Annotated in this window: 8 protein-coding genes and 1 riboswitch; of the genes, 7 read left to right on the forward strand and 1 reads right to left on the reverse strand. The window is 68.3% G+C overall.

Annotated elements, in window-relative coordinates:
• From GF405_07105 to GF405_07115, 3 genes are all read left to right on the forward strand, one after another.
• Positions 1 to 481: 50S ribosomal protein L9 (locus tag GF405_07105; GenBank protein MBD3367922.1), on the forward strand; the 481-nt coding region annotated here is incomplete at its 5' end.
• 110 nt (positions 482 to 591) lie between these two features.
• Positions 592 to 1,776, forward strand: a complete 1,185-nt coding sequence (locus GF405_07110; protein MBD3367923.1) for a tetratricopeptide repeat protein — start codon at positions 592 to 594, stop codon at positions 1,774 to 1,776.
• A gap of 9 nt (positions 1,777 to 1,785) precedes the next feature.
• On the forward strand, positions 1,786 to 3,099 hold the full coding sequence (locus GF405_07115; protein ID MBD3367924.1) for a hypothetical protein: 1,314 nt from the start codon (positions 1,786 to 1,788) through the stop codon (positions 3,097 to 3,099).
• 98 nt (positions 3,100 to 3,197) lie between these two features.
• On the opposite strand, the gene GF405_07120 is transcribed toward GF405_07115, so the two are convergent.
• Entirely contained in the window at positions 3,198 to 4,421 is a 1,224-nt protein-coding gene (locus tag GF405_07120; GenBank protein ID MBD3367925.1) for a hypothetical protein, read from the reverse strand.
• 518 nt (positions 4,422 to 4,939) lie between these two features.
• Between GF405_07120 and GF405_07125 the strand changes: the two genes are divergently transcribed.
• Genes GF405_07125 through ftsY form a run of 4 tightly spaced genes read left to right on the forward strand, consistent with a single transcriptional unit; the run spans position 4,940 to position 12,654 of the window.
• On the forward strand, positions 4,940 to 6,337 hold the full coding sequence (locus GF405_07125; GenBank protein ID MBD3367926.1) for an L-seryl-tRNA(Sec) selenium transferase: 1,398 nt from the start codon (positions 4,940 to 4,942) through the stop codon (positions 6,335 to 6,337).
• Positions 6,334 to 8,130 (forward strand): hypothetical protein, encoded by a 1,797-nt coding sequence (locus GF405_07130; protein ID MBD3367927.1) that lies wholly within the window; start codon positions 6,334 to 6,336, stop codon positions 8,128 to 8,130. The genes GF405_07125 and GF405_07130 overlap by 4 nt, the downstream gene beginning before the upstream one ends.
• Complete coding sequence (gene smc, locus GF405_07135) at positions 8,091 to 11,747, forward strand: chromosome segregation protein SMC (protein ID MBD3367928.1); 3,657 nt, start codon at positions 8,091 to 8,093, stop codon at positions 11,745 to 11,747. Before GF405_07130 ends, smc begins: the two co-directional genes overlap by 40 nt.
• Positions 11,701 to 12,654 (forward strand): signal recognition particle-docking protein FtsY, encoded by a 954-nt coding sequence (ftsY, locus tag GF405_07140; protein MBD3367929.1) that lies wholly within the window; start codon positions 11,701 to 11,703, stop codon positions 12,652 to 12,654. The genes smc and ftsY overlap by 47 nt, the downstream gene beginning before the upstream one ends.
• A gap of 37 nt (positions 12,655 to 12,691) precedes the next feature.
• Positions 12,692 to 12,810: riboswitch (FMN riboswitch) on the forward strand.
• The last annotated feature ends 83 nt before the right edge of the window (positions 12,811 to 12,893 follow it).

Here is a 12,893-nt window from a genome sequence, read left to right on the forward strand (position 1 = left end):
GGCAACCCGAGAGAACACCGAGACCTGGGGAAGAAACATGAAGGTCATTCTGACAGAGGACATCCCTCGGCTGGGCGCCAAGGGTGAGCTGGTCACGATCAAGGACGGCTACGGCAGGAACTACCTCATTCCGAGCGGCAAAGCGCTTCTCGCGACCCCCGCCAATCTCGCGAAGCTCGAGACGCGGATGAAGAAGGAGGAGGCGAAGGTCCGCCGCGACAAGGCGGCCGCCGAGCGGCTGGCCGAGCGACTGAGCGGCGTCTCCTGTACGATCCGCGTCCAGGCTGACGAGGGCGACAAGCTCTACGGCTCGGTAGGCCCCAGGGACATCGCCCAGGCCCTGTCGGACCAGGGTATCGAGGTCGACCAGTCCCACGTGCTCATGGACGAGCACATCAAGATGCTGGGGGTCTATCCCGTCGAGATCGAGCTCTTCAAGGACGTGCGGGGCGAGGTGAAGGTCTGGGTCATCAGGGAGTGAACCGCCCCCCACGGACGACCCGGGACGACGTCTGAGGCCCGGGTCGCTCCTGAGATCCCGACACGGAAGAGGACCACGTTCGGCCGAAAGTGTGCAACAACGGAGGGACCATGAGAGCACGACACGCTATGCTGCTGCTCCTCGTCGTCCTCGCGACGTCCCTGCTTCTCGCGGGATGCGGCAACGACAAGGAAGGGGCCGTCGTCGCGCGCGTCGGGAGCACCGAGATCACCGAGCTGGAGTTCCGCAGACGACTCGAGGAGCTTCCGCCGTTCGCGCGCCAGCAGTTCTCGGGCCCCGAGGGAATGCTTGAGTTCCTCGACCGGCTGGTCGAGGAGGAGGTCGTCTATCAGGCGGCGAAGGACGCGGGGTACGCGGACGATCCTGAGGTCCGGCGGGCGGTCCGCGCCGTGGAGCGTCGTACGATGATCCAGAAGTACTACAGTGACGTCGTCGAGGGCGGCGTCGAGGTTCCCGAGGAGGAGATCGTCGCCTACCACGAGGAGCACGACGAGCTCTTCCAGCGTCCTGCGAGGATTCAGTTCCGACACATCATGACGTCCACGCGGCCGGCGGCCGAGGCGGCGCGGCAGCGTGCGCTGGCCGGTGAGGGCTTCGCCGAGGTCGCGCGGGACGTCTCGATCGACACGGCGACGCGCGATGCCGGCGGGCTGATGTCGCCCGTCTCGCGCGGCAGCGGAGTGCCCACGCTGGGAATCGACGCGGACCTGGTTGAGTCGCTCTTCGAGTGGAAGGTCGGCGAGGTCACCGACGTCATCCGTTCAGGCAAGGGCTGGCACATCTTCCGGATCGAGGAGAAGAACGAGGCCGGCAAGAAGCCTCTCGAGGACGTCCGTGAGCAGATCGTCAACAGCCTGAAACCGCAGGAGGCGAGGGAGCGGTACGAACAGCTTCTCGAGGAGTACCGGGAGCGGTACCGCGCCACGATCAACGAGGGGCATTTCCGCAAGCAGCCGCGCAGCGAGGAGGAGCTCTTCACGCTGGCCCAGGAGACCGAGGACCCGCTCAACCGTCTCAACTACTACTCCGAGCTGGTGTTCAACTACCCGGAGAGCGAGCACGCGGCCGAGGCCCAGTTCATGATCGGCTTCATCCAGGCCGAGGAACTCCAGAACTACCCCGCGGCCAGGAACGCCTTCCAGCGGATGCTCGAGCGGTATCCCGACTCGGAGCTCGCCGAGTCGGCGCGCTGGATGCTGGACAACATGGAATCGGAGTCCCCGCCCTTCGGTGAGGCGGACGTGCTGGAGACTGAGCAGGGGGCAGGTTCCTGAGGGGACGGGATGCTCCAGATCGGCATCGTGACGGCCATCTTCGTCGCCACGTACTTCTTCATCGTCACTGAGAGGATCCACAGAACGACCATCGCCCTGGCGGGAGCCCTGGCAGTCCTGCTCCTGCCGGGGCTTTCGTTCACCCAGGAAGAGGCCGTCGGCTTCGTCGACTTCAACACGCTCGGCCTCCTCGTCGGGATGATGGTCATCGTGGCGGCCCTCAAGAGGACCGGCGCCTTCCGCGGACTCGCACTGACCGTCGCCCGGGGCGGCCGTGGGCGCATCTTCCTGATCTACGCCGGCTTCGCCGTCGTGACGGCCGTGTCGTCCGCCTTCATCGACAACGTCACGACCGTGCTGATGATCGTGCCGGTGATCTATCTGATCTCCGACTTCCTCGGAAAGAGCGCCGTGCCGTTCCTCATCATGGAGATCATGATGGCGAACATCGGCGGCATGGCCACCCTGATCGGCGACCCTCCGAACATCCTCATCGGAAGCCGGGCTCTGCTTCCGCCGGACGGTGGAGGGCTCTCGTTCCTCGACTTCCTGCTGAACCTCGGACCGATCGCCATCGTCTGCTTCGGGGCCGTGCTTGTCTTCCTCCGCCTCAGGGAGCGGGGCGAGTTCCTCGCGCGTCCGAGCGAGGAGAAGCTCAAGGCGCTCGACGCCATGAACGCGCGGCAGGCCATCAAGGACCCCGCGCTCCTCAGGAAGTGTCTGCTCGTACTCGGCCTCGTCCTTGTGGGCTTCATGCTCCACCACCAGCTGGGGCTCGAGCCCGCAACCGTCGCCCTCGCCGGGGCGGCGCTGCTGCTGATCATCAGCCGGATCGATCCGGAGGAGCTTCTCGTCGAGGTCGAGTGGACGGTGCTTTTCTTCTTCATCGGCCTGTTCGTACTGGTCGGGGCCCTGGAGAAGGTCGGCGTGGTGGGGTTCCTCGCGACGCGCTTCATGGCCGTCTCGGACAGTCCTGTGGTGCTCGTCGTCCTGCTGCTCTGGCTTACGGCGATCGTCAGCGCGTTTCTCTCGGCCGTGCCGACCGTGACCGTCCTGATCCCGCTCGTTCAGGTCGTCGTCAACCACATGGGCCAGTCCGGCATGCCTGAGGCGGCACCGGCGTTCTGGTGGGCGCTCGCGGCGGGGGCCTGTCTCGGCGGCAACGCCACCGTCGTCGGCGCCGCGTCGAACATCGCCGTCGTCGGTCTTTCGCAGAAGGAGCGGGAGCCGTTGAGCTTCCGGACCTTCGCCTCGGCCGGCGTGCCCGCGACGGCGATCTGCCTTGCGCTGACGAGCGTCTACATCGTCTGGCGCTATCTCTGAGAGGTCGGGCACCGGACGGCGGGCATCCTGGAAACACGAAGAGGGCGGCGGGACAGGTCCCGCCGCCCTCGTTCAGTGTTGTGTCTGTCGTCCCGGACCTAGCGGAACATGGACTTGACGGCGCCCCAGGTCGTCTCCTCGACCGGCGACCCGGTCCAGTCCTCGAGCCAGGTGTCGTCCAGCATGATCCCTGCGCCTCCCGCGGCGCCCGGACCGCATCCGTTGTCGGTCGTGTAGAACGACAGCCGGAACTGGAACGTCGTTCCCGGAAGCAGCGGCGAGAGGTCCGTCCCGCTGATGCCGCTGGTGCCCCAGCCGTCGCACTGACCGAAGTCACCCCACCAGGCGCCCGTCATGACCCAGGTCGAGCCGCCGTCCACGGTGACCTCCTCGGTCCAGTAGTCGTTGTCGACCGTGGGAACCTCCGCGTGGAGCAGGAAGCGGAGCGTGCAGACCGAACTCCCGGCGATGTTGACGGCCGGCGAGATCAGCGAGTTGTCGAGATTCGGCGGGATCAGCGTCGTGTCGGCGTCGTCGCCGCACCACCAGCAGTGCGGATCCGAGTAGGCCGGGCAGGCGCGGCTGACGATGTGCCAGTAGTCGCCCGCGGAGGCGGGGATCGACGGCGTGCAGAGGCCGCCCGTCTCGCCGTCGTCATAGAAATAGGTGTAGCCGCCGTAGAAGTCGAAGATCTTGATGTTGTCGACCATGAACGCGCCGCCGTCCGAATCGTAGAGACCGTCGGAGTCGGACCACGCGCCGTCGGACACGAAGCGGAATCGGGCCTGCACGGGGTTGTCGTAGGGAGCAAGCACGAAGCCGTACGCACCGATGTCCTGCCAGCCGCCGCTCGAACCGTCGTAGCCGCGGTTCATGTCGACGTAGACGCCGCTCGACTCGGCCTGAACGTACGTGAAGTCGAACCCGGGCTCGGAGTCGTGACGGAACGCGTACGTCAGAATCGGGTAGTAGGCGCCCGACACGTCGGTCGAGGGGATGACCAGCCGCTGGTCCCAGCCGTTCGCGTAGCCGTCGCCGCCGGCGAACGCGGCATTCAGCTCGCCGCACCACCAGGAGTAGGAACCCTGGTAGGCGTAGTACGAGTCCAGGTGGAACTTCGGCGAGGCCGAAGCCGTGTTGTCGACGGACGTCCAGCCGTTGACGCCGCTCTCGACGTCATCGAAGAAGAGGATGATCGGGCTGCGGGTGTTGGGACGCTCGACCACGGTCGTGTAGTCGGCGACGTCCTTCATCGCGAACGCCGGACCAGCCGCGAGCACGGCCACCATCGCAAACGTGAGAATCAAGGTCGCTCTGCGCATCGTCTACCTCCTGAAGAAGATCCGGTCAACTCCTCGAGAGTCGTGAACGCGACCCTCAGCTGCACTTCGTCCGGCCGCCCCTCGAGGGGAACGGCACGTCGTACCAGTCCCGCTTCTCCACCTCCTTGTTGTTCTGCTCGTCCCGGCAACCTGCGGTTTGCGTTGTTCTGCCCTTCCTGTCCGCCTGAAACATGCAATCGACGTGCCAAGAACCTCCTGTGAGAGGCGTTCCCGGGCGGGACGAACCCCGCCCGCATCGGCACGCTCACCGGTCTCCGTATCGTCCCGCGTAGGCGCTCAGGTGCATCGTGCATGCTCGCCCCGGCGGCGCGTGCGTCACGCACGCCGGCCTGTGCACCCGTTGGGCAGCCCGTGGGCGGGCGAAACCGCTTGACCGGCCCTTCCCACGGGCCTATCCTGAGCCGCCGTGTCGGGCAGCCGAGCCCCACCGGCATGCGTTGCCGTCCGGGCGCCCGTGCGGGGCTCCTCTTCTCCACAGCAGACAGACGGAAGCAGGAATGGAACCAGTTGAGCGCCTCAGAGCTGTTCCATCGGTCGAGGGCGTTCTGAGAAAGGCCGATGACGAGGGACTGCTGGACGACCTCCCGAGACCGCTGGCGGCCCGCGCCGTGCGCCGGGCGCTCGACCGGGAGCGCCGGCGCATTCTGTCCGGCATGTTCGTCGACGTCGACGACGAGACGCTCCGTGAGGACATCCTCGAACGGGCGCTCGAGACGGTGCGCCGCGCGGGCTCCGAGGGGCTCGTCCGGGTGCTCAACGCGACGGGGATCGTCGTTCACACGAACCTCGGCAGAGCGCCCCTCTCGTCAGCAGCCATCGACTCCATTCGGGAGATAGCCTCGGGCTACTCGACGCTCGAGTTCGACCTCGCGTCCGGTACGCGTGGCAGCCGCCACGATCTCGTCCGGGATGCTCTGGTCGAGCTGACCGGTGCCGGAGACGCGCTCGTCACCAACAACAACGCGGCGGCCGTGCTGCTGGCCATCAACACCCTCGCGGCGGGCCGCGAGGTCGTCGTCTCGCGCGGCGAGCTCATAGAGATCGGGGGTTCGTTCCGGCTGCCGGATGTGTTCGCGCGAAGCGGGGCCAGGATGGTCGAGGTCGGAACGACGAACCGCACCAGGCTCGAGGACTACGAGGAGGCGGTCCGCCAGCAGACGGGCTGCCTGATGAAGGCGCACTGGAGCAACTACACGATCGCCGGGTTCGTCGAGACCGTGTCGATCGCGGCACTCGCCGGGCTCGGCGACCGCATCGGCGTCCCCGTCCTTCACGACCTGGGGAGCGGACTCCTGACGGACGGGACGGCGCTTGGTCTTCCGGGAGAGCCGACCGTGCGCGAGAGCGTCGAGGCCGGCGCCGGTATCGTCACGATGAGCGGGGACAAGCTCCTCGGAGGTCCGCAGGCCGGCATCATCGTCGGTCGGAGGGACCTCGTGGCGCGGATGCGCAGCAATCCCCTCATGCGGGCCCTGCGCCCGGGCAAGCTCACGCTGGCGGCGCTCGCCGCGACACTCGATGCCTATCTCGGAGGGGACGCCCTCGAGAGCGTGCCCGTGCCGGCGATGCTGACGGCGTCAGTCGGGACGCTCGAGGTCCGCGCTCGAGCACTCGCCGATGGGCTCAACCGGGTGCTCCGCGACGACCCGGCCCGCGTCGTCGCGCTGGAGGCGCGCGCCGGCGGCGGGTCGGCCCCGGAACGCACCATCCCGAGTTCCGGCGTCGCTGTCCGCGTGCCGGACGCGACGGCCTGTTCGGACCGGCTGCGAGGAGGGGAGCCGGTCGTCGTCGCGCTGGTCAGGGAGGGCGAGCTCGTGTTCGATCTGAGGACCGTTGCGGCGGAGGATGTCTCGTTACTGGAGCAGGCGATCATCAAGGCGGTGGATTCCCGATGAACGACGCAGAGCTGTGGAAAGACCAGGACCCGGAGCCGTCGGAGATCGAGAAGCTGGTGGAACGCGGACCGTTCGATTCGGCCGCGGAACTCGAGCTGACGACGTATCCCGATCCTCCCATCCTCGTCCGTCCCCTCGTGGCCGACCCGGATGCCGAGTGGGTCGCGCCGCTCAGAGGAGCGATCCCGCCCGGCGACGGCCAGCGGATCGGTGTCACCGCGCCCGACCCGGCCCTGGCCGCGAAGCTGGCCGCCGACGCCGCCGTCTGGTTCGCGGACCGCGGCCGCCGCGCGGTGGTGATCGACGGCTGCGTAATCGCTCCCGTCCTCGCCAAACCGCTCCCCGAGGACGGCGACGAGGGACTGGTCGATGCGGCCCTCTTCGGTGTCTCGACGTCGCTCGCCGCGCGCCGCACACTGGCGTCCGGCGTCACGGTCATGACGGCCGGGTCGTATCCGGTGTCGGTCGAGGCCGTTCTCGGAGGAGACGACCTTGAACGCGTTCTCGGGAGCTTCGCGAACGATGTGCTCGTGCTGGTCGTTCTTCCCGTGGAGCACGTCCCGATGGCCGCCCACGCTCTGACCGGCATCGTCGTCGCCGGGGAGTCGCCGGAGGAGGTCGGGGAGACGGCGGACCGGGCCGGCCTGCCCGTGGCGGGGACCCTGGCCGCGACCGCGGTCGTCGTGTCGACGCCGCGGGCCGAGCAGACCGGAGGACTCCAGGAGACCGCCGCGTTCGAGCCTGAGGAGCCGGCCGACGAGGAGAGGGACCTCGAGAGAGAGGAACCGGAGCCTGAACCGTCGGTCGTCGGCGAGACCGATCGGGAGTCCGAGGGCGAACCCCCCGAGGACGACCGTGAACCCTCCGGCGAGGACGAGCCGGGACTCTCGGTCTGGAGCGCGGGGCGCTCCGAGGAGGCGCGGCCCTCTGCCGAGCGCACTGCCGAACCCGACGAAGAGTCGGCGGCATCGACGGGCGCCGGCACCGGAAGCCGGGAGGAAGTGGACGGCCGCTCCGAACTTCGTCTGTCCTCGTCGCGTCCCCAGCCGCGCCCGCCGCGACGCCGCAGCCGCATCGGCATCGTGCTGCCGATCATCGTGCTGGCGGCGGCGGTCGGGTGGTGGCTCTTCACCGGCGGTCCCCTCTCGGACTCGGGCGACGCGCCTCCGGCACGGCCGGCCGGGGAGCGGACCGCCGCGCTCACCGACGAGCGCGAGGATGCGTCGGCTCGGTCCGGAAGTATGGAAGAACAGTCCGCGGCGACACCGGATACTCCGTCCGGGGAGTCCGAACGACGAACGCCGGCGGGCGGCCCCGACGAGAGGGCCGTCGAACAGGACGTGACAACGGACGACGAACCGTCCGGCCACGCCGGAGCCCCGGACCGCGCGGACGATGACGCTCGGCCGGCCCCGGGAACCGCGTCGTCGCGCGGCGAGGCCGTCGACGGAACCGCCGGACGGGCCGGTGAGGTCGAGGCGTGGATCACGCCGGACGATGAAGAGTCGGACGAGCCGCCTCTCGTGGGACCGGGCGGCCGGTACGTTGTCTATCTGAGCTCGCACCGGCGCGAGAGCTCCGCCGAGCTCGGCGTCCGGCGGGCGGCGGAGCGGGGTCTCGAGACCGAGATCATCGCCGCCGACCTCGGCGAGGAGGGCGTCTGGCATCGTCTGAGGCTCCCGGGCGGCTATCCGACCCTGGACGACGCGCGGGTTGCGCTTGACAGATTGAACGAGCTCGGCTACGAAGGAGCATGGATCGAGTACCTCAGAGAGACCCCCGGGGAGGGCTGATGCACCTCAAGCGCCTCGACGTCTTCGGCTTCAAGTCGTTCGCACACAAGCTGTCGCTGGAGTTCGGCCCGGGCATCACCTGCGTCGTCGGCCCGAACGGCTGCGGCAAGACCAACGTCGCGGACGCCATCCGCTGGGTCCTGGGTGAGCAGAGCGCCTCGGAGCTCCGCGGCTCGAGCATGTCGGACGTCATCTTCAACGGCACGAAGAAGCGACGCCGCCTCGGAATGGCCGAGGTCACGCTCGCGATCGACAACTCCTCCGGGTACCTTCCGACGGACTATTCCGAGGTGCTCATCGGTCGACGCGTCTTCCGCTCCGGCGAGAGCGAGTACTCGATCAACAAGACGCCCTGCCGGCTGCGGGACGTCAAGGACCTCTTCCTCGACACAGGCATCGGAACGCGGACCTACTCGCTCATCGAGCGCAAGATGGTCGACTCGGTCCTGTCCGACTCGACCGGGCACCGGCGCTTCATGTTCGAAGAAGCGTCCGGGATCATGAAGTACAAGGTACGGAAACGCTCCGCCCTCTCCAAGCTCAAGGCGACCGAGGCCGACATGCAGCGCGTGTCGGACATCATCTCCGAGGTGGAGAAACAGGTCCGTTCACTGAAGCGCCAGCTGGCTCAGGCGCGCCGCCACCGCCGCTACACGGACGAGCTGAGGGACCTGGAGATCGCGCTCGCCCGCCGGGACTTCTCCATCTGGGAGCGCCAGAGGAAGGAGGCCGCCGAAGCCGCGGCGGCCGTGCGGGCCTCGCTCGACCAATCGGGCGGCTCCCTCAGATCGTCAGAGGACTCGGCCGCATCGCTCCGGGTGACGCTGGCCGACAAGGAAGAGGCGCTCTCGTCGCTCCAGATCGAGGTCGACGAACTCGAATCGAAGACCCGCGCTCTGGCCGACGGCCTCCTCGTCGCGAGAGAGCGCCGGAGCTCATCGGCCCGCCGCGTGGAGGAGCTCAACCGGGAGATCGACGAGCTCTCGGCCGATCTCGAGACCGCTTCGGCCCGGGCGCAGAGACTGGGGAGCGAGGCGAGAGGCGTCACGGAGCGCTCCGAGGTGCGCGACGCGGCCCTGGCCGAGCGCTCCCGGCGAGCCTCAGAGACCGAGCGGGAGTACAGACAGCTCAGGGAACAGCTCGCCGGCCGGAAGCAGACGAGGATCGAGGGACTGGAGAGCTCTGCCGGGCTCAAGGGCGAGCTGGAGAGCTACCGAGCCCGTCTCGACGATCTTCTGACGGAACACGTCGAGATCGAGCGGAACCTGAGCGACACCAGGCGCGAGCTCGCCGACCGTGAGCGGACGGCGCTCGAGACACTCGAGAGGGAGAAGGTGCTCCGCGAGTCCGCGGCCCGCGCGCATGCCGAGGTGCGGGACGCGGGCGAGCGCCTCGAGGGAACCAGGGAGGCCCTGTCGAGCGCAAGAGAGGCGAGAACCCGCTACGAGAGCGAGCTCGAGGCGGCGCGGCACAAGCGCGACCTTCTCACGGAGATCAGGGACGGGTACGGCGGGTTCGAGGAGGGCGTCCGGGCGCTCCTGTCGGACAGGTCGCACGGGGTCGACGGGTTGAGGGGAACCGTCGCGGACATCCTCGACGTCGACCCTTCGAAGGCGAGCGCGGTCGAGGCCGCTCTCGGGGGCACGGCGCAGTGCATCGTCACGGACGACACGGCCAGCGCGCGGCGTGCCATGCGCCATCTCGAGGCCTCGGGTCTGGGGCGAGCCAGTTTCCTGCCGCTCGACCGTCTGGCCTCGCTTCAGAGCGAGCCGGTACCGCACGACGTCCTGTCTGCCGAAGGGGTCATCGGCGCCGCGACCGACTTCGTCCACGTGGACCCGTCACTCGAGGGACTCCCGGCATTCGCTCTCGAGGGCGTCGTGATCGTCCGCGATCTCGACTCCGCCATCCGGCTGACCTCGAACGGCGCCGGGGGGCTGGCTTTCGCCACGCTCTCGGGTCAGCTGGTGACACAGGGCGGCATTCTCACAGGGGGGCGGGCTCGCGGCGGCGAGGAGGCGGGGCTGCTGCGCCGAGCGGAGCGGCTCGAGAGCGCCGAAGCGCAGGTCATCACCCTGGAGCGTGCGCTGGAGAACGCACGTGCCCGGGAGGGGCAGGCGGCACGGAGCCTCACCGAAGCGACCGACGCGGCCCGGGCCGCGGAGGAAGCGGCCGAGACGGCCGACCAGGAGCTCTGGGAGACCAGGCGCCGCCTGACCGAGCTCGAACTCGCCAGGACGAACCTCGCGGAGCAGGCGTCGCAACTGGCGTCCCGTCGCGATGCTCTCGGCGCCCGGGTCGAGTCGACCCGAGGAGAGATCGACGCGCTGGCGCGACAGCTCGACTCGCTGTCGCGCGGCGAGGACGAGCTGGGCGAACAGCTGGAGGAGCTCGAACGGAGGTTTCACTCGGCCGAGCAGGAACGCGCGAAGGCCGCCGAGGAAGAGAAACAGGCCGAGATCGAGGCCGCCTCGGCGCGTGCTGCTCTGACCGCGATCAAGAACGAGCAGGCCGCGCTCGAGGAGACGATCCGAAACTCGAGAGCGGCGATCGAACGGAAGACCGACGAGCGGGCCGGTCACGAACGAACCGTCGCCGAGCTCGACGGGAAGATCGAGGAGGACGCCCGAGCGCTCGACCAGCTCAATGCCGAGAAGTCGGCCGTCGAGCGTGACCGGAACGTCATGCGCGACGAGGCGAGAGCTGTCCGCAACCGCATCGACGAGATCGAGACGGCGGTCCGGGAGGCCAGGACGTCGCGCGAGCGGCGACAGCAGGAGCTCCACGAGCACGAGATCCGGGAGACCGAGCTGCGGGGCCGGGCGGACTCGCTCCGGGAGCGCATCCTCGAGGAGTACTCGACGGACGTCCGCGAGCTCGGGGACTTCGAGACCCCTGAGGACGAGCCGCCGTTCGACGCGGCCGCGGCCCGCGAGGAGGTGGAGCGACTGCGGGCCCGCCTGCGGTCGATGGGTCCGGTGAACCTGCTCGCGCTCGACGAGTACGACGAGGAGAGCAAACGGCTGGAGTTCCTGCGCGGGCAGTACGAGGACCTAGAGCGCTCGCAGGCCTCGCTCCAGGAGGCTATCGCGCGCATCAACAGGACCGCCCGGGACATGTTCGTCGAGACGTTCGGGGAGATCCGTACGAACTTCATCACGACGTTCCAGCGCCTCTTCGAGGGCGGAGAGGCCGACCTCAAGCTCCTGGAGCCGGACGATCCGCTCGAGTCACCCATCGAGATCGTCGCGTCTCCCCGGGGCAAGCGACTGGGGAGACTCAGTCTGCTTTCCGGCGGCGAGAGGGCGCTGACGGCCATCGCGCTCCTCTTCGCCATCTACCTGGTGAAGCCGTCTCCGTTCTGCATCCTCGACGAGGTCGACGCCCCGCTCGATGATGCCAACGTCGAGCGCTTCGTCAGGATGCTGCGAGACTTCTCGGAGCGTACGCAGTTCATCATCATCACACACAACAAGCGCACGATGCAGTCCGCGGACCGCCTCTACGGCATCACGATGGAGGAGTCGGGGGTGTCCAAGGTCGTCTCGGTGCGTCTCGACGCTGATACCTCTGCACAGGACACGACCCGTGAAGAAGTCACTCTCGAAGCTCTTTAGGGGCCTCAGAAAGACACGCCGCACCATCGTCGAGGGCATCTCCGGCGCCCTGTCGGGCGGCGGGCTCGATGAGGACGCCCTCATGGACATCGAGGAAACGCTCATCCAGGCGGACCTCGGGGTGGACGCCGCGGGCCACCTGACCGACCATCTCCGCGACAACGCCTCGAGTATCGAGGACGGGGGCGTCGACGCCGCCCGCGAGCTCCTGGCCTCCGAACTCGTCAGGATCGTCCAGGCGTGCGGTCCGGACGAGCCGGTCGCCGAAGCGGCACGTCCCCGCGTGGTGATGGTCGTCGGCGTCAACGGCGCGGGGAAGACAACGAGTATCGGCAAGCTGGCATCGAGACTGACGGCCGAGGGCAGGACGGTCATGCTGGCGGCCTCCGACACATTCCGAGCGGCGGCAGTCGAGCAGCTCGTCATCTGGGGCGAGAGGAGCGGCGCCGATGTGGTCGGCGGACAGGAGGGAGGCGATCCGGCCGCCGTAGCCTACGACGCCGTCGAGGCGGCCGTCTCCCGTGATGTCGACGTGCTTCTGGTCGACACCGCCGGACGGCTCCACACGCAGCGCAATCTCATGGAGGAGCTGAAGAAGATAAGGCGGGTCATCGAGCGCAGACTCGGACGTCCGCCCGACGAGGTCCTGCTCGTACTCGACGCCAACACCGGCCAGAACGCCCTCTCGCAGGCCAGACTGTTCCATGAGGCGCTGGATCTGACGGGGATCATCCTCGCCAAGCTCGACGGCACGGCCAGGGGCGGCATCGTCATCCCGATAGCCCGGGATCTGGGAGTGTCCGTCCGGTTCGTCGGCGTGGGAGAGGGGATCGACGATCTCCTGCCGTTCGATGCCGGGGCCTTCGCCCGGGGGCTCGTCGAGGCCTCCGAAGCCTCTCAGCCTTGACTCCGCTCTCCGGGCGTGGTAGATTCCGGGATGAACAGCAGTCCTTCGGGGCGGGGTGCAACTCCCCACCGGCGGTGACAGCCCGCGAGCGGACCTTCCGCTGAGCCCGTGGAATCCGGGCGCCGACAGTGAGAGTCTGGATGAGAGAAGGACGAGAGACCGCCCGGCCCTGTGAGAGGGGTCCGGCTCTTCTGCCCCGGAGCTTGTTTGCCCGGGGCATTCGTTTGTCCGCCGGAGAC

Source organism: Candidatus Effluviviaceae Genus V sp. (assembly GCA_014728125.1).
Taxonomy (GTDB): domain Bacteria; phylum Joyebacterota; class Joyebacteria; order Joyebacterales; family Joyebacteraceae; genus WJMD01.

Bases quoted from the DNA above. Each gene is read 5' to 3' on its own strand.
- GF405_07110 (MBD3367923.1), top strand. From the start codon at position 592: ATGAGAGCACGACACGCTATGCTGCTGCTCCTCGTCGTCCTCGCGACG.
- GF405_07115 (MBD3367924.1), top strand. From the start codon at position 1,786: ATGCTCCAGATCGGCATCGTGACGGCCATCTTCGTCGCCACGTACTTC.
- GF405_07120 (MBD3367925.1), bottom strand. From the start codon at position 4,421: ATGCGCAGAGCGACCTTGATTCTCACGTTTGCGATGGTGGCCGTGCTC.
- GF405_07125 (MBD3367926.1), top strand. From the start codon at position 4,940: ATGGAACCAGTTGAGCGCCTCAGAGCTGTTCCATCGGTCGAGGGCGTT.
- GF405_07130 (MBD3367927.1), top strand. From the start codon at position 6,334: ATGAACGACGCAGAGCTGTGGAAAGACCAGGACCCGGAGCCGTCGGAG.
- smc (MBD3367928.1), top strand. From the start codon at position 8,091: ATGGATCGAGTACCTCAGAGAGACCCCCGGGGAGGGCTGATGCACCTC.